Origin of the sequence: Streptomyces natalensis ATCC 27448, assembly GCF_000935125.1 — a bacterium.
Classification (GTDB): domain Bacteria; phylum Actinomycetota; class Actinomycetes; order Streptomycetales; family Streptomycetaceae; genus Streptomyces; species Streptomyces natalensis.
Genome location: NZ_JRKI01000056.1, coordinates 195204 through 212561, shown reverse-complemented (window position 1 = coordinate 212561; position 17358 = coordinate 195204). Strand labels below are relative to the sequence as shown.

The window sequence follows — 17358 nt, the reverse complement described above, 5'->3', positions numbered from 1 at the left end:
GGAGAGTAGGACGCCGCCGAACAATTCTTCAGCTCCGGCTCCTGGACCTCTGGTTCAGGAGCCGGAGCTTTTTTGTTCTGATTATCAGGTGGGAGACGTAACGTGTCGTTCACCTCGCGTCGCCAGGATCCGCCTCATGGGGACAGCTGGAATGCTCAGGTCCGCCGGTGTACGTGCTGGTGATGAGGTCGTGGTGCCTGCCTACGGCAACGCCGAAGTGGCGCATGCCGTGGCGCAGCTGGGCGCCGTGCCGGTGTACGCCGATGTGGATGCCGAGAGTTACTGCCTCGATCCGGCCGCGGTGGCCGATGTGGTGACCGGCCGGACGGCCGCGGTGGTGGCGATACACCGCTTCGGGCGGCAGGCCGATGCGGGATGGATTCGTGAAATCGGGCAGCGCCACGGGCTGTTGGTCCTGGTCGAGGACGAGCCCGGGGCGCGGCCGGAGGGTGTGGAGCGGCGGCGGGAGCTGGCGACGTATCTGGACGGTCGGCTCAATGGTGTCGGGACGCCGGTGCCGGCGGCCGGACACACCTATGAGCAATATGTGGTGCGGGTCCCGGGGAATGGTCGGCCGGACCGGGACGCCTTTGCGAGGGCGTTGCGGGGCAAGGGAGTTGCGTGCACCGTTCCCGTGCAGGCGCCGGTGTATCGGATGCCCGGATTGCGGCGGGATGTGTTTTTGCCGCAGACGGAGCGGGCGGTTGACGAGACATTGGCGCTGCCCTTGCGGGTGGATATGCAGCGACGGGACGTGCAGAAGATGGTGCATGCCTGTAATGCGCTGGGGGGACTGCTCGAGCCGGCCTTCTAGCCGTGGCGGCAGCCGGGTGACCGAGGGGCTTGGACGGTTCGGAGCGCTGCGGAGATCGGGTAGTATTCTTTCTGTCGCTGCGCCCCAATAGCTCAGTCGGCAGAGCGTCTCCATGGTAAGGAGAAGGTCTACGGTTCGATTCCGTATTGGGGCTCTGGTAAGAGAAAGGCCCCCGCCATTCGGCGGGGGCCTTTTTCGTGCGTATGCGTAACTCGCGTCAGCCCGCGGGGATTTCGGGGACGCGCATGGCGAGGATGGCCATGTCGTCGGAGGCCGGTTCGGCGGCGAAGCGTTCGACGGCGCGCAGGACGCGGGCGGCGACGGCGCCGGCGGTCAGGCCCGTACAGGTCGTCAGGACATCGTTGAGGCCGTCGTCGCCGAGCATGCGGGTACCCTCGCGGCGTTCGGTGACACCGTCGGTGACGCACAGCAGGACGTCGCCGGGGTCGAGGGTGACGGTCTGTTCGTACAGTTCGAGGTCGTCCATGACGCCGAGGAGGGGCTGGGGTTCGGCGGCCGGTTCGGTGGTGCCGTCCTGGCGCAGGCGGAGCGGGAGGGGATGGCCGGCGCAGACGACCTTGAGCAGGGCGCTTCCGTCGGGCTGCGGCCACAGCTCGCCGTAAAGGAGCGTCAGGAAACGGCTGCGGGCGCCCTCGTCGAGGATGGCGGCGTTCAGTCGCTCCAGGACGGCGGGGCCGCCGAAGCCCTCGCGGGCCAGCAGGCGCAGGGCGTGGCGGGCCAGGCCCGTGACCGCGGCGGCCTCGGGGCCCGTACCGCAGACGTCGCCGATGGCGAAGCCGTAGGCGCCGTCGCGGATGGGGAAGAGGTCGTAGAAGTCGCCGCCGACCTCGTTGCCCTCGCCGGCCGCGCGGTAGATGACCTCGACCTCGACGCCGGGGATGTCGGGCAGCGGCTCCGGGGGGAGCAGGCTGCGCTGGAGGGACTGGCTGATGGCCGTGCGCTCGGAGTAGAGGCGGGCGTTGTCCAGGGCGAGGGCGGCGCGTCGGGAGAGGTCCTCGGCCAGTTCGAGGATTTCCTGGCGGAAGTGTTCCTCGGCGGGTTTGCCGAGGGTGAGCATGCCGATGACGCGGTTACGGGCGACGAGGGGGAGGACGACGGTCTCGCCGCCGACGGCGGAGGCGGTGGCCAGGGTGGCGCCGGGGCCCGTGGAGGGGCGGGCGGCGTGGCCCAGGCCGAGGCTGCGCATGGAGGTGCGCAGCGCGGCGTCGTGGGCGGCGTCACCGGGGGCGGTCCATACGCGGGCGCCGGGGGTGGGCACCGGCTCGGGCGGGTCGACCTTCAGCAGGAGCGTCTTGAGGCCGTCGATGCGGTCCTCGTCCTCGTGCAGGACGTAGGAGAGCTCGGGCTCGGATGCCTGGTCGGCGACGGTGTAGACGGCGCACCAGGTGGCGAGCGTCGGGACCGTCATCTGGGCCATCAGGGCCAGCGTCTGGTCGCGGTCGAGGGTGCCGGCCAGGAGGTCGGATGCCTCGACGAGGAAGGAGAGGGAGCCGCGGCGCAGCTTCTCCAGCTCGGTCAGCCGGGCGCGCTCGACGGCGAGGGCGATGCGGTCGGCGGCGAACTGGAGGCGGAGGGCCTCTTCGTTCGTATAGCGGCCGGGGCCTTCCGCGGCGACGCCGAGGGAGCCGGTCAGCCGGCCCTCGACCTTGAGGGGGACGGTGACGACGGAGCGCATGCCCGTTCCGCTGAGCAGGGGGACGGCGCCGGGGACGGCGGTGAGGTCCTCGTGGACGGCGGGCATCCGGGCGGAGCCGTAGCGTCCGGATCCGGCCTCGACGGGGACGCGGGCGAACCGCTGGCGGGCGGAGGGCAGGCCCGTGGAGGCGCGGACCTCCAGTTCGGTCTCGTCGTCGGTGGCCAGCAGGAGGTAGGCGGCGTCGCCGTCGAGCATGTCGCGGGCGCGTTCGACCGTGCGCTGGAGGAGTCCGTCGAGGTCGTCGGGGGCCGGGGAGCCGATGAAGACCTCGAACGGGTCGGAGGGGTGCACCGCCGACTGGGCGGTCTGTGTGGCGGCGTCCGGGGCGGGGGTGCGCTGGGGGCTCTGGAGGATGGCGCGCTCGTGGTCGCGCACCAGGAGGCAGACGGTGGAGGCTTCGCCGTCGGCGTCGCGGACCCGCAGGTGGGAGGCGTATACGGGCAGGACGCGGCCGTCGGCGCCTCTGATGCCGTAGGAGCCCTCCCAGCGGGACAGCTCCAGTGCCTCGGCGATGCCGGTGCCGGTGCCGGGGGTGTGCGGCCAGGCGGCGAAGTCGGTCATGGGCTTGCCGATGACCTTCTTCTGGTCGTAGCCGAAGAGATCCTGGGCGTCGTCGTTCCAGAAGCTGATGCAGCCGGCGCGGTCGATCTGGACGACGGCGACGCGGACGCGGGTGTCGGTGGCGGGGAGGGCGTCCACCGGGAGGGCGGGGCCGGCGGAGCGGGTGCCGGCCGGGCGCTCGGGCAGCTCCAGCTGGAACCAGACGTGTTTTTGTGCCGCGGTGTACTCCACGCCCCAGCGGGAGGCCAGCGCGCCGCACAGCAGCAGGCCGCGGCCGCCCTCGCGGTCGGGGTGCACCATGGCCTGGCCGGCGTGCTGGAGCGGAATCTCGCGTTCGGGGTAGCGGTCGGCGACGGAGATGCGGACGTCGCCGTCGGTGCGCAGGCACAGCACATCGGCGGCGGTGCCGGCGTGCACCACGGCGTTGGTGACCAGTTCGCTGGTCAGCACGACGGCGTCGTCGACGATGTCGATGCAGCCCCAGCCCTGGAGGGTGTCCCTGACGAACGCACGGGCAGTGGCGACCGAGCGCCCGACCGGCTCGAAGGTGGCGGCGGCCCGCGCGGTGATCACAGCACTCCCCATTGGTTCTTCGTCGCTCCCCCGAGTCCTGTGCCCGTTTCTCGTGGTGTCGATGCGCAAGCCAGGCTAGACGGTCCGGTCGGGTGCTGGGAACGAAGGCGTGCTTTTTGGGAGCAGATGCACTCCGGCGGTCAGTGCTTCATCCCTCATGAGGAATCCTCGCGTGGAATGGGGCGGCCGCGGAGTCACGGCCGGTATTGCCGCGGGGCCGTATTGCCGTGGCCGCGCGCCTTCGTGGCGGCTTCCGGTGCGGATGCCGGAGGGGTCCGGAGACGGTCCAGCGGTGGTGTGAGGATGAGACCTGCCCATGAGCTTCAACGAATCTCCATCGATGTGGTTACGTTTCGACTCCTTGTCGCCTCGGTGCGGCGGGGTGAAACACTGGGCACGTACCAAGAGAAAGCCCGGAGAAAACGGTCGACCCTGCGGGAGGGACACGGTGGAGTCTGGCGCAGCGACGCGCGGTGCAAGCGCTCGTGCGAAAGGCGGACGATCCCGGAACAACGGGACGACCGAGGTGGATGCGGCTGCCCTGAACCGGCTGTTGGTCGCTCTTGTCGCCATGCGGGACGGGAATTTCCGCAAGCGGCTGACGGTTTCCGGCGAAGGCGTTATGTCGGAAATCGCCGCGGTCTTCAACGAGGTCGCGGACCGCAATCTGCATCTGACCGGTGAGCTGGCCCGGGTACGCAGAGTGGTCGGGCGGGAGGGAAAGCTCACCGAAAGGCTGGAGGTCGGCGCGGCCGAGGGGTCCTGGGCGGCGGCCATCGATGCCTCCAACGCCCTGGTGGACGATCTAGTACGGCCGGTCTCCGAGGTGGGACGGGTGCTCTCGGCGGTGTCCGAGGGTGATCTGGAACAGCGGATGGATCTGCGCTCGCGCAGCTCGGACAGCTCGTCGGAGCATCCGCTGCGCGGGGAGTTCCTGAAGGTCGGGCGGACCGTCAACGGGCTGGTCGACCAGCTGTCCGCGTTCACCGACGAGGTCACCAGGGTGGCCAGCGAGGTCGGTACGGAGGGCAAGCTCGGCGGGCAGGCGCGGGTGCGTGGAATGTCGGGTTCGTGGAAGGACCTGACGGAATCCGTCAACACGATGGCCTCCCGGCTCACCGCGCAGGTGCGTGACATTGCGCTGGTGACCACCGCGGTCGCCAAGGGTGATCTGTCGCGCAAGGTGACGGTGCATGTCGCCGGCGAGATGCTCGAGCTGAAGAACACCGTGAACACCATGGTGGACCAGCTCTCCTCGTTCGCCTCCGAGGTGACCCGGGTCGCCCGCGAGGTCGGTACGGAGGGCGAGCTAGGCGGCCAGGCGCAGGTGCCCGGTGTGGCCGGGGTGTGGAAGGACCTGACGGATTCGGTCAACCTCATGGCCGGCAACCTGACGGCCCAGGTGCGCGGGATCGCCCAGGTCACCACCGCCGTGGCGAGCGGCGATCTGTCGCAGAAGGTGACGGTCAGCGCACGCGGCGAGGTCGCGCAGCTCGCCGACACCATCAACACGATGACCGAGACGCTGCGGACCTTCGCCGACGAAGTGACGCGGGTGGCGAACGAGGTCGGGGCCGAGGGGCAGCTCGGTGGCCAGGCGCAGGTGCCGGGCGCGGCGGGGACGTGGAAGGACCTCACCGACTCGGTGAACAACGCCTTCCGCAATCTGACCGGTCAGGTGCGGGACATCGCGCAGGTGACGACGGCGGTCGCCAACGGTGATCTGTCGCAGAAGGTCACCGTCGATGTGGCCGGTGAAATGCTGGAGTTGAAGAACACCGTCAACACGATGGTGGATCAGCTCTCGGCGTTCGGTTCCGAAGTCACCCGGGTGGCGCGGGAGATCGGCGTCGAGGGTGAGCTGGGCGGCCAGGCGGCGGTGCCGGGTGCGGCCGGTACGTGGAAGGACCTCACGGACTCCGTGAACACCGCCTTCCGCAACCTGACCGGTCAGGTGCGCAATATCGCGCAGGTGACGACGGCGGTCGCCAACGGTGATCTGTCGCAGAAGGTCACCGTGGACGTCTCCGGTGAGATGCTCCAGCTGAAGAACACCGTGAACACCATGGTGGATCAGCTGTCCTCGTTCGCCGACCAGGTCACGCGGATGGCCAGGGACGTGGGCACCGAGGGCCGGCTGGGCGGTCAGGCCCGGGTGGACGGCGTCAGCGGTACGTGGAAGGAACTGACCGACTCCGTCAACTTCATGGCGGGGAACCTGACCTCGCAGGTGCGGCAGATCGCGCAGGTGACGACGGCGGTGGCGCGCGGCGATCTGTCGCAGAAGATCGACGTCGATGCGCGCGGCGAGATCCTGGAGCTGAAGAGCACCATCAACACGATGGTCGACCAGCTCTCCGCGTTCGCCGAGCAGGTCACCCGGGTCGCCCGGGAGGTCGGTACGGACGGGCGGCTGGGCGGTCAGGCGCAGGTGCCGGGCGTCGCGGGTGTCTGGCGGGATCTGACCGATTCGGTGAACGGCATGGCCGGCAACCTGACGGCCCAGGTCCGCAACATCGCGCAGGTCGCGACCGCGGTGGCGCGCGGTGACCTCTCGCAGAAGATCGATGTGGACGCCCGGGGCGAGATCCTGGAGCTGAAGAACACCCTCAACACGATGGTCGACCAGCTGTCCTCCTTCGCCGAGCAGGTCACGCGGGTGGCCCGCGAGGTGGGTACCGAGGGCATCCTGGGCGGCCAGGCCGAGGTGCAGGGCGTCAGCGGGACGTGGAAGGACCTGACCCAGTCCGTCAACTTCATGGCGAACAACCTGACCTCGCAGGTGCGCAACATCGGCGAGGTGACGACGGCGGTCGCCCGCGGTGATCTGTCCAAGAAGATCACCGTCGACGCGAAGGGCGAGATCCTCGAACTCGTCACGACCGTGAACACCATGGTCGACCAGCTGTCGCTGTTCGCGGAGCAGGTCACCCGGGTCGCCCGTGAGGTGGGTACGGAAGGCCAGCTGGGCGGCCAGGCACGGGTTCCGGGCGTGACCGGTATCTGGAAGGACCTCAGCGACAACGTCAACCTGATGGCCAACAACCTGACCATCCAGGTGCGCAACATCTCCCAGGTCTCGGCGGCGGTGGCCAACGGAGATCTGACGAAGAAGGTCACGGTCGAGGCGCGCGGCGAGGTCGCGCAGCTGGCCGACACGGTCAACACGATGGTCACCACGCTGTCGTCGTTCGCCGACGAGGTCACCCGGGTGGCCCGTGAGGTGGGCACCGACGGCATCCTGGGCGGCCAGGCCCGCGTCCCCGGTGTCGCCGGTACGTGGAAGGACCTGACCGAGTCCGTGAACTCGATGGCCAACAACCTCACCGGCCAGGTCCGCAACATCGCCATGGTCACCACCGCCGTCGCCAAGGGCGATCTGACCAAGAAGATCGACGTGGACGCGCGGGGTGAGATCCTGGCGCTGAAGACCACCATCAACACCATGGTCGACCAGCTGTCGTCGTTCGCGGAGCAGGTCACGCGGGTGGCCCGAGAGGTGGGTACGGAGGGCCAGCTGGGCGGTCAGGCGCAGGTGCGCGGCGTGGCCGGCACCTGGAAGGACCTGACCGAGTCGGTGAACGAGATGGCGGGCAACCTGACCCGCCAGGTCCGGGCGATCGCCGCCGTCGCCGCGGCGGTGACCCTGGGCGATCACAACGTCCGTATCGATGTGGACGCGGCCGGCGAGATCCTGGAGCTCCAGGACAACGTCAACACCATGATCTCCACGCTGCGCGAGACCACCCTCGCCAACGAGGAACAGGACTGGCTCAAGGGCAACCTGGCCCGGATCTCCGGTCTGATGCAGGGCCGCCGCGACCTCAAGGACGTCGCCACGCTCATCATGAGCGAGCTGTCGCCCGCGGTCTCCGCGCAGCACGGCGCGTTCTTCCTCGCGGCGCAGCCGGACAGCCGGGAGATCGGCGCGGACGGCGGTGAACCGGGCGCGTACGAGCTGCGGCTGATGGGCTCGTACGGCTACTCCATGGGCGGGATGCCGACGACGTTCAAGCCGGGAGAGACGCTGATCGGCACGGCCGCGGAGGAGGGACGCACCATCCTGGTGGAGAACGTCCCCTCCGGATATCTCAAGATCGCCTCGGGGCTGGGGGAGGCGCCGCCGGCGAATGTGATCGTGCTGCCGGTGCTCTTCGAGGACAAGGTGCTCGGGGTGATCGAGCTGGCGTCCTTCCAGCCGTTCACCCAGATCCAGAAGGACTTCCTCAGCCAGATCGCCGAGATGATCGCCACCAGCGTCAACACCATCTCGGTCAACACCAAGACCGAGGTGCTGCTCAAGCAGTCGCAGGAGCTGACCGAGCAGCTCAAGGAGCGGTCGGGCGAGCTGGAGAGCCGGCAGAAGGCGCTGGAGCTGTCCAACTCGGAGCTGGAGGAGAAGGCCGAGCAGCTGCGCGCGCAGAACCGCGACATCGAGGTGAAGAACACCGAGATCGAGGAGGCGCGGCAGGTCCTGGAGGAGCGCGCCGAGCAGCTCGCGGTCTCCATGCGCTACAAGTCGGAGTTCCTGGCGAACATGTCGCACGAGCTGCGCACGCCGCTGAACTCCCTGCTGATTCTGGCCAAGTTGCTGGCCGACAACGCCGAGGGGAATCTCTCCCCGAAGCAGGTCGAATTCGCCGAAACGATCCACGGCGCCGGTTCCGACCTGCTCCAGCTGATCAACGACATCCTGGATCTGTCGAAGGTCGAGGCGGGCAAGATGGACGTCAGCCCGACGCGGATCGCGCTGGTCCAGCTCGTCGACTACGTCGAGGCCACGTTCCGCCCGCTGACCGCGGAGAAGGGACTGGACTTCTCCGTACGGGTCTCACCGGAGCTGCCGGCCACGCTGCACACCGACGAGCAGCGCCTCCTCCAGGTGCTGCGCAATCTGCTGTCCAACGCGGTGAAGTTCACCGACTCCGGTGCCGTGGAGCTGGTGATCCGGCCGGCCGGTGCGGACGTTCCGGTGGCCATCCGCGAGCAGTTGCTGGAACACGGTTCGCTGCGCGATCCGGACGCCGACATGATCGCCTTCTCGGTGACCGACACCGGTATCGGCATCGCGTCCAGCAAGATGCGGGTCATCTTCGAGGCGTTCAAACAGGCGGACGGCACGACCAGCCGGAAGTACGGCGGTACGGGCCTGGGCCTGTCCATCAGCCGGGAGATCGCCCGGCTGCTGGGCGGCGAGATCCACGCCCAGAGCGAGCCGGGCCGCGGCTCCACCTTCACCCTCTATCTGCCGCACAACCCCGGCGGGCTGCCGCCGCAGGGCTATCCGCAGCTGGTGGCCGGCGGGCTGGCGATGGACGCGGAGGCGCGCGAGGTGGAGGTCGGGCGGCAGCTGGAGTACGAGACGTTGCGGGAGGAGGAGGTCTCCTCCAGTCTCAACCGGCGTCGCCGGCGCGGGCTTTCGGCCGGCGCACGGCGCTTCGCGCTGCCGGGCGGCCAGCCCGCGTCCGCCCCGCCGCCGCAGACGCTGCGCCAGCCCTCGGAGCCGACCACACAGCAGCAGGCGGAGGAGCCCTGGCTCGGCAACGGCCAGGATCTGGTGGAGCCGGCCTTCGGTGGCGGTTTCCACGGCGAAAAGGTCTTGATCGTCGACGACGACATCCGTAACGTCTTCGCACTCACCAGTGTCCTGGAGCAGCACGGCCTGTCGGTGCTGTACGCCGAGAACGGCCGGGAGGGCATCGAGGTGCTGGAGCAGCACGACGATATCGTGCTGGTGCTGATGGACATCATGATGCCGGAGATGGACGGTTATGCCACGACCGCGGCGATCCGCCGGATGCCGCAGTTCGCGGGGCTGCCCATCATCGCGCTCACCGCGAAGGCGATGAAGGGCGACCGGGAGAAGAGCATCGACTCGGGGGCCTCCGACTACGTGACCAAGCCGGTGGATACCGATCATCTGTTGTCGGTCATGGAGCAATGGATGCGCGCGAGGTGAGGGTGCGTCCAGTATGGAGCCGAAAGAGGATCATCGCGTGCTGACTCACTGTTGCCGCGGACGTGTGGACGCACGGTATTCGGGGAACCTTCTCGTCTCTCGCTGCGTTTCCGCTACGTGCACAGTGACATCGCGGTGACAGGGTGTGGCGATAGGCGGGGTGCAGCTACCATGACCGGCACAAGAACGGGCGACGTGACGGAGTCGTCCCCTGGGGCGGCGTCCGGTTCCATGCCGGGGCGAGGAGGACGGGCCATGGTGCAGAAGGCCAAGATCCTCCTGGTCGATGACCGGCCGGAGAATCTGCTGGCGCTGGAGGCGATCCTCTCTGCGCTCGATCAGACGCTGGTACGGGCATCGTCCGGGGAGGAAGCGCTCAAAGCACTGCTCACCGACGACTTCGCGGTGATTCTGCTCGATGTGCAGATGCCGGGAATGGACGGCTTCGAGACCGCCGCGCACATCAAACGGCGCGAGCGCACCCGTGACATCCCGATCATCTTCCTGACGGCCATCAACCACGGCCCGCACCACACCTTCCGCGGCTATGCGGCCGGCGCGGTCGACTACATCTCCAAGCCGTTCGATCCGTGGGTGCTGCGCGCGAAGGTCTCGGTGTTCGTCGAGCTGTACATGAAGAACTGCCAACTGCGCGAGCAGGCCTCGCTGCTGAGGCTCCAGCTGGAGGGCGGGCGGCCGAGCTCGGAGGCGAAGGAGTCGGCCGGGCTGCTGGCCGAGCTGTCCGCGCGGCTGGCCGCGGTCGAGGAGCAGGCCGAGGCGCTGTCCAAGCAGCTGGACGAGACGGCGGAAGCGGCAGCGGTCGCCACGGCCGCCCATCTGGAGCGCAAACTGAGCGGCCTGCGCCGGGCGCTGGACGCACTGGAGCCGGGGTCGGGCGGCGCATCGGGCTGACCGGCGCCCGGCAGGGGGCGGCTGACGGCCTCTCATGAGGCGGACGTGCGACACGAATGGGTGAAGCGGCGTGCGCTCGTGACACGCTTGCCGACGCCTGTAATCTCGTCGCCATGGCCTCACGTACGTCCGGCAAGGGAATCCAGAGCAAGGCGGGATCCTCCAGGCAGCGCGCCGGACAGTCCTCGGGCGCCGCGAGGAAGCCCGCCGTGAAGAAGACCGCCGCGAAGCAGCCGTCCTCCGGGAAGAGGGCGTCCGCCGGGAAGCCGCCGGTGAAGAAGGCCGCGGCCGCGAAGAAGGCACCGGCGAAGAAGGCACCCGCCAAGAAGGCCGCCGCGGCCAGGCCGGCCCCGTCGCCCACCGGCGGTGTCTACCGCCTCGCGCGGGCCTGCTGGCTCGGGGCGGCGCACGGCATCGGCGCGGTCTTCCGCCATTTCGGCCGGGGCGCGAAGAACCTCGACCCGGCGCACCGCAAGGACGGCTTGGGGCTGCTGCTGCTCGGCCTGGCGCTGGTGATCGCGGCCGGCACCTGGTCCAGTCTGAGCGGCCCGGTCGGCGATCTCGTCGAGCTGCTGATCACCGGCGCCTTCGGCCGTATGGACCTGGTCGTGCCGATACTGCTCGGCGTGATCGCCATACGGCTGATGCGCCATCCCGAGCAGCCCGAGGCCAACGGCCGGATCGTCATCGGACTGTCCGCGCTGGTCGTCGGCGTCCTCGGACAGGTCGCGATGGCCTGCGGTTCGCCGGGGCGGGGCGACGGCTTCGCGGCGATACAGGACGCCGGCGGCTATGTCGGCTGGGCCGCGTCCAAGCCGCTGATCTTCACCGTGGGGCAGACCCTGGCGGTGGCGCTGCTGGTGCTGCTGACCGTCTTCGGGCTGCTGGTGGTCACCGCGACCCCGGTCAACGCCATTCCGCAGCGGCTGCGGGCGGTCGGCCTGCGGCTGGGCGTGCTGCACCCGGCGGAGCCCGAGGCCGTCGAGGAGTACGCCGAGGAGTGGCGCGAGCAGCCGGCCCGCCCGGCGCGCCGCGGCGCCGCCGGGGAGCCGGACGACTACGAGGAAGAGGCGCTGGCCAAGCGGCGCCGCCCCCGCCGGGCCGGTGCGGCGTCCGACCCGGACCGGCCGATGGACGCGGTGGACGTGGCCGCTGCGGCCGCCGCCGCGCTGGACGGCGCGGTGCTCCACGGCGTCCACCCCTCGCCGCTGGTCGCCGGGCTCAGCAGCTCGATCTCCGGGGAACAGCGGGAGCGGGAGGACACCGCGGGGCAGAGCGGCTCGGTGCCGCCGGCCCGCGAGGCCGCACCCCCTGCCGCGGCAGCCCCGTCCGACCCGTCCGCCTCCTCCGTACCGGACTTCACCAAACCCGCGCCGGAGCCGGCCGGCGAGCTGCCGCCGCGCGCCGAGCAGCTCCAGCTGTCCGGTGACATCACCTACGCCCTGCCGTCCCTGGACCTGCTCTCGCGCGGCGGCCCCGGCAAGACCCGCAGCGCCGCCAACGACGCGATAGTGGCCTCGCTGACCAATGTCTTCCAGGAGTTCAAGGTCGACGCGGCGGTCACCGGCTTCACCCGCGGCCCGACGGTCACCCGCTACGAGGTCGAGCTGGGCCCGGCGGTCAAGGTCGAGAAGATCACCGCGCTGGCCAAGAACATCGCCTACGCGGTGGCCAGCCCCGATGTCCGCATCATCAGCCCCATCCCGGGCAAGTCCGCGGTCGGTATCGAGATCCCCAACACCGACCGCGAGATGGTCAACCTCGGCGATGTGCTGCGGCTGGCCGACGCCGCCGGCGACGAGCACCCGATGCTGGTGGCGCTCGGCAAGGACGTCGAGGGCGGCTATGTCATGGCGAACATGACGAAGATGCCGCACGTCCTGGTGGCGGGCGCCACCGGCTCGGGCAAGTCGTCGTGCATCAACTGCCTGATCACCTCGGTCATGCTGCGCGCCACCCCGGAGGACGTCCGGATGGTGCTGGTGGACCCCAAGCGCGTCGAGCTGACCGCCTACGAGGGCATTCCGCACCTGATCACGCCGATCATCACCAACCCCAAGCGGGCCGCCGAGGCGCTCCAGTGGGTGGTGCGCGAGATGGACCTGCGCTACGACGACCTCGCGGCGTACGGCTTCCGGCACATCGACGACTTCAACGAGGCGGTGCGCGAGGGCCGGGTCAGCGCGCCCGAGGGCAGCGAGCGGGAGCTGGCGCCGTACCCGTATCTGCTGGTGATCGTCGACGAGCTGGCGGACCTGATGATGGTGGCGCCGCGCGATGTGGAGGACTCGATCGTCCGCATCACCCAGCTCGCCCGCGCGGCCGGAATCCATCTGGTGCTGGCCACCCAGCGCCCGTCCGTCGATGTGGTGACTGGCCTGATCAAGGCCAATGTGCCCTCCCGCCTCGCCTTCGCCACCTCCTCGCTCGCCGACAGCCGGGTCATCCTCGACCAGCCGGGTGCCGAGAAGCTGATCGGCAAGGGCGACGGGCTGTTCCTGCCGATGGGTGCGAACAAGCCGGTCCGGATGCAGGGCGCCTTCGTCACCGAGGCCGAGGTCGCGGCCGTCGTGCAGCACTGCAAGGACCAGATGGCGCCGGTCTTCCGCGACGACGTCACGGTGGGCGGCAAGCAGAAGAAGGAGATCGACGAGGACATCGGCGACGACCTGGATCTGCTGTGCCAGGCCGCCGAGCTGGTGGTTTCCACCCAGTTCGGGTCGACCTCGATGCTCCAGCGCAAGCTGCGGGTGGGCTTCGCCAAGGCCGGACGGCTGATGGATCTGATGGAATCGCGCGGCATCGTCGGGCCCAGCGAGGGATCCAAGGCACGGGATGTCATGGTGAAGCCGGATGAATTGGACGGAGTGCTCTCGGTCATCCGGGGGGAGGCTACTCAGTAGCACACCCGTCCGGGTCACTCGTACGTGAGAGAAAGCAACCGTTTCTCCTGCTGATACGTCAAGTTGAGGGAGGTGCGGGAATGATGGCCCATCCTGGCGTCCGCGGCACCCCGCACGGCGTTCCGATGGCGTACAAACTCCGCTCTCCCGCTTGCCCGACCCTTTCGCTCCACCCCTAGACTGAACCTCCAGCAGGTGGCTACACGCTCGAAAGGCGCCCCCGTGTCCATCGGCAACTCTCCCGAAGACGACCGGCCTTCCGTCGGTCGAGCCCTCCAGCAGGCCCGTAACGGAGCAGGACTGACCGTTGAACAGGTCAGTGCGACCACACGGGTGCGCATCCCGATCGTGCAGGCGATCGAACAGGACGACTTCTCGCGCTGCGGCGGCGACGTCTATGCGCGGGGACATATCCGTACGTTCGCCCGCGCCGTCGATCTCGATCCCGAACCGCTGATCATCCAGTTCGACGCCGAGCACGGCGGCCGCGACGAGCCGGCCGTCACCACGCCGCTCTTCGAGGCCGAACGGATCCGCCCCGAGCCGCGCCGCCCCAACTGGACCGCCGCGATGGTCGCGGCGATCGTCGCTGTTGTCGGATTCGTCGGTTTCACGCTGTTCAGTGGCGGTTCCCAGGGCGGCGACGGGCAGGTCTCGGCGGGCGGTACGACCAACGCCGAGAAGAAGCCCGCACCGGCGCCGAACACCACCCGTCCCACCGTCCGGCCCCCGGCCCCCGCCCCGTCCGACAGTGCGATCGCCGGACTGCCCAAGGACAAGGTCACGATCAAGGTGACCGCCCAGGAAGACCAGAGCTGGGTCTCGGTCAAGGGTGCCAGCGGCAAGCTCCTCGAGGACGGCCTGCTCAAGAAGGGCGAGTCCAAGACCTTCCAGGACGACAAGCGCATCGACCTCGTCCTGGGGAATGCCGGTGCCGTACAGCTGTACGTCAACGGCAAGGAGGTCAAGCACGTCGGCGATGAGGGTTCCGTGGAGCGGCTGAGCTACACCCCAGGAGATCCCCAGGCGGGCTGAGCGGGGCCGCAAGGCCGCCTCCGCCGCCGGTTCCGGGCGTCCGGGACCGGTGGCACAGACCTGCGCGCCATGACTGTCGGCGGGACGAAGTAGGCTGAGCCCTATGCCCGAACGCCGTACCGTCGCCCTTGTCACCCTTGGCTGCGCCCGTAACGAGGTGGACTCGGAGGAGCTCGCAGGCCGCTTGGCAGCGGACGGCTGGGAGCTCGTCGAGGAAGCCGCCGACGCGGATGTCGCCGTCGTCAACACCTGCGGATTCGTCGAGGCCGCGAAGAAGGACTCCGTCGACGCCCTGCTGGAAGCCAACGATCTCAAGACCGCGTCGTCCGACGGACGGGGCGGCAGGACCCAGGCCGTCGTCGCCGTCGGCTGCATGGCCGAGCGCTACGGCAAGGAGCTCGCCGAGGCCCTGCCGGAGGCCGACGGCGTGCTCGGTTTCGACGACTACGCCGATATCTCCGACCGCCTCCAGACCATCCTGAGCGGCGGCGTCCACGCCTCGCACACCCCGCGCGACCGCCGCAAGCTGCTGCCGATCAGCCCGGCCGAGCGCCAGGGAGCGGGGGTCGCGCTGCCCGGCCACGCCCAGGAGGCAGCTCCCCAGGACAGCGCCCCCGAGGACCTCCCCGAGGGCCTCGCGCCCGCCTCCGGGCCACGGGCGCCGCTGCGCCGCAGACTCGGCAGCAGCCCGGTGGCCTCGGTGAAGCTGGCCTCCGGCTGCGACCGCCGCTGCTCGTTCTGCGCCATCCCGTCCTTCCGCGGCTCCTTCGTCTCCCGTCGGCCCTCCGACGTGCTCGGCGAGACCCGCTGGCTGGCCGAGCAGGGCGTCAAGGAGATCATGCTGGTCTCCGAGAACAACACCTCCTACGGCAAGGACCTCGGTGACATCCGCCTGCTGGAGACGCTGCTGCCGGAGCTGGCGGCCGTCGACGGCATCGAGCGGATCCGGGTCAGCTACCTCCAGCCCGCCGAGATGCGCCCGGGGCTGATCGACGTCCTGACCGGCACGGACAAGGTCGCGCCCTACTTCGACCTGTCCTTCCAGCACTCGGCGCCCGGGGTGCTGCGCGCGATGCGGCGCTTCGGCGACACCGACCGCTTCCTCGGCCTGCTGGAGCAGATCCGCGCCAAGGCGCCGCAGGCCGGCGCGCGCTCCAACTTCATCGTCGGCTTCCCGGGCGAGACCGAGAGCGATCTGGCCGAGCTGGAGCGCTTCATCACCGAGGCGCGCCTGGATGCCGTCGGCGTCTTCGGCTACTCCGACGAGGACGGCACCGAGGCCGCCTCCTACGACGACAAGGTCGATCCGGAGGTGGTCGCCGAGCGGCTGGCGCGGATGACCTGGCTGGCCGAGGAGCTCACCTCGCAGCGCGCGGAGGAGCGGGTCGGCGAGACGGTGCGGGTGCTGGTGGACCGGATCGACGAGGAGGACGGCGTCGTGGGGCGGGCCGCGCACCAGGCGCCGGAGACCGACGGCCTCACGATCCTCACCGGCGGCCTGGACGGCGCGGACCTCACTCCCGGTCGTATGGTCGAAGCAAAGGTCGTTGCGAGCGAGGGCGTCGATCTCGTGGCCGAGGTGCTGTCGGTGGACGGCACAGGGTGTACCGAGGAGGCGGGCAGATGAGCGGAGTCCCGGCTTCCGCCGCCGGTGGGCGGACGTGCACTGCGCCGGCCGTCCGGCAGGCCGGGCTGTGGAACATCGCCAACGTCCTGACGATGCTCCGGCTGCTGCTGGTCCCGGCCTTCGTCGTGCTGCTGATGCACGACGGCGGTGCGGATCCGGTCTGGCGGGTGTTCGCCTGGGCGGCCTTCGCCGTCGCCATGATCACCGATGTCTTCGACGGGCATCTGGCGCGGACGTACAACCTGGTCACCGACTTCGGCAAGATCGCCGACCCGATCGCGGACAAGGCGATCATGGGTGCGGCGCTGATCTGTCTCTCGGTGCTGGGGGATCTGCCCTGGTGGGTGACGGGCGTGATCCTCTTCCGGGAGCTCGGCATCACGCTGATGCGGTTCTGGGTGATCAAGCACGGGGTGATTCCGGCCAGCCGTGGCGGCAAGATCAAAACGCTGGCCCAGGGCACCGCGGTCGGGATGTACGTCCTGGTGCTCACCGGCCCGCTGGCCACCTTCCGCTGGTGGGTGATGGCGGTGGCCGTCGTACTGACCGTCGTCACCGGACTCGACTACGTCCGCCAGGCCGTCGTCATGCGCCGGGCGGGACTGGCCAGGGAGCGCGCCGAGCAGCGGGCCGAGGAAACCGGCCGGGAAGCCGCGCGGTGACCGGGCCGGGGTCTGCGGCGGCCGGGGCGCTCGAGGCGCTCGCCGGCCGTGGGCAGAGCCTGGCGGTGGCCGAATCGCTGACCGGTGGTCTGGTGGCGGGCGCGCTGACCGGCGTCCCCGGGGCCTCGCGGGTGCTGCGGGGCTCGGTGACGGCGTATGCGACCGACCTCAAGCGGGATGTGCTGGGGGTGGACGGCGCGCTGCTGGCCGCCTGTGGGGCCGTCGACGCCGAGGTTGCCCGGCAGATGGCGAGCGGCGTACGGCGGGTCCTGGGCGCCGACTGGGGCGTGGCGACCACCGGGGTCGCCGGGCCCGATCCCCAGGACGGACAGCCCGTGGGCACCGTCTTCGTGGCGGTCGAGGGGCCGGACGGCCGCGGCGGGGTGCGCCGGCTGGCGCTGGACGGGGACCGGGACCGCATTCGCGTGGACACCGTCCAGGCTGCGCTCGCCCTGTTGTTGAGCGAACTGGCAGAAAAATGTGCGGCACAGGATACGGAACAACGCGGGGGGAATGGATGTTTGCAGCCCTGAGTGAACACGAACTCACGCCCGGCACGGCCAGGGGTCGAGGCGGTACGGTGGGGCGAGAAGGA

The 17358-nt window shown here is 69.7% G+C and carries 9 protein-coding genes and 1 tRNA gene; 9 read left to right on the top strand and 1 reads right to left on the bottom strand.

Annotated features, from left to right (window positions below; genetic code table 11):
- Positions 1-136 precede the first annotated feature (136 nt).
- Together SNA_RS30730 and SNA_RS30725 are read left to right on the top strand one after the other, a co-directional pair.
- A complete protein-coding gene (locus tag SNA_RS30730) occupies positions 137-814 on the top strand; it encodes a DegT/DnrJ/EryC1/StrS family aminotransferase (protein ID WP_030069144.1) in 678 nt (225 codons plus the stop codon).
- A gap of 81 nt (positions 815-895) precedes the next feature.
- A tRNA-Thr gene (locus SNA_RS30725) sits at positions 896-968 on the top strand.
- 63 nt (positions 969-1031) lie between these two features.
- Here SNA_RS30725 and SNA_RS30720 read toward each other — a convergent pair.
- Positions 1032-3677 (bottom strand): SpoIIE family protein phosphatase, encoded by a 2646-nt coding sequence (locus SNA_RS30720; protein ID WP_078970314.1) that lies wholly within the window; start codon positions 3675-3677, stop codon positions 1032-1034.
- Between the two features lie 436 nt (positions 3678-4113).
- Between SNA_RS30720 and SNA_RS30715 the strand changes: the two genes are divergently transcribed.
- From SNA_RS30715 to SNA_RS30685, 7 genes are all read left to right on the top strand, one after another.
- Positions 4114-9624 carry a HAMP domain-containing protein gene (locus SNA_RS30715; RefSeq protein WP_078970313.1) on the top strand — a complete coding sequence of 1837 codons (5511 nt, stop codon included), beginning with the start codon at positions 4114-4116 and terminating at the stop codon, positions 9622-9624.
- 255 nt (positions 9625-9879) lie between these two features.
- The gene (locus SNA_RS30710) at positions 9880-10536 is read left to right on the top strand and encodes a response regulator (protein ID WP_030069139.1); all 657 of its coding nucleotides are present in this window, start codon (positions 9880-9882) and stop codon (positions 10534-10536) included.
- Positions 10537-10649: 113 nt separating this feature from the next.
- On the top strand, positions 10650-13439 hold the full coding sequence (locus tag SNA_RS30705; RefSeq protein WP_044367820.1) for a DNA translocase FtsK: 2790 nt from the start codon (positions 10650-10652) through the stop codon (positions 13437-13439).
- A 222-nt stretch (positions 13440-13661) separates the two neighbouring features.
- Entirely contained in the window at positions 13662-14474 is an 813-nt protein-coding gene (locus SNA_RS30700) for a helix-turn-helix domain-containing protein (RefSeq protein ID WP_030069133.1), read from the top strand.
- Positions 14475-14577: 103 nt separating this feature from the next.
- On the top strand, positions 14578-16101 hold the full coding sequence (rimO, locus tag SNA_RS30695) for a 30S ribosomal protein S12 methylthiotransferase RimO (protein ID WP_030069131.1): 1524 nt from the start codon (positions 14578-14580) through the stop codon (positions 16099-16101).
- Positions 16098-16763 carry a CDP-diacylglycerol--glycerol-3-phosphate 3-phosphatidyltransferase gene (gene pgsA, locus SNA_RS30690; protein WP_030069129.1) on the top strand — a complete coding sequence of 222 codons (666 nt, stop codon included), beginning with the start codon at positions 16098-16100 and terminating at the stop codon, positions 16761-16763. The genes rimO and pgsA overlap by 4 nt, the downstream gene beginning before the upstream one ends.
- A complete protein-coding gene (locus tag SNA_RS30685; protein WP_030069128.1) occupies positions 16760-17296 on the top strand; it encodes a CinA family protein in 537 nt (178 codons plus the stop codon). The genes pgsA and SNA_RS30685 overlap by 4 nt, the downstream gene beginning before the upstream one ends.
- The last annotated feature ends 62 nt before the right edge of the window (positions 17297-17358 follow it).

Bases quoted from the DNA above. Each gene is read 5' to 3' on its own strand.
- SNA_RS30730 (WP_030069144.1), top strand. From the start codon at position 137: ATGGGGACAGCTGGAATGCTCAGGTCCGCCGGTGTACGTGCTGGTGAT.
- SNA_RS30720 (WP_078970314.1), bottom strand. From the start codon at position 3,677: ATGGGGAGTGCTGTGATCACCGCGCGGGCCGCCGCCACCTTCGAGCCG.
- SNA_RS30710 (WP_030069139.1), top strand. From the start codon at position 9,880: ATGGTGCAGAAGGCCAAGATCCTCCTGGTCGATGACCGGCCGGAGAAT.
- SNA_RS30705 (WP_044367820.1), top strand. From the start codon at position 10,650: ATGGCCTCACGTACGTCCGGCAAGGGAATCCAGAGCAAGGCGGGATCC.
- rimO (WP_030069131.1), top strand. From the start codon at position 14,578: ATGCCCGAACGCCGTACCGTCGCCCTTGTCACCCTTGGCTGCGCCCGT.
- pgsA (WP_030069129.1), top strand. From the start codon at position 16,098: ATGAGCGGAGTCCCGGCTTCCGCCGCCGGTGGGCGGACGTGCACTGCG.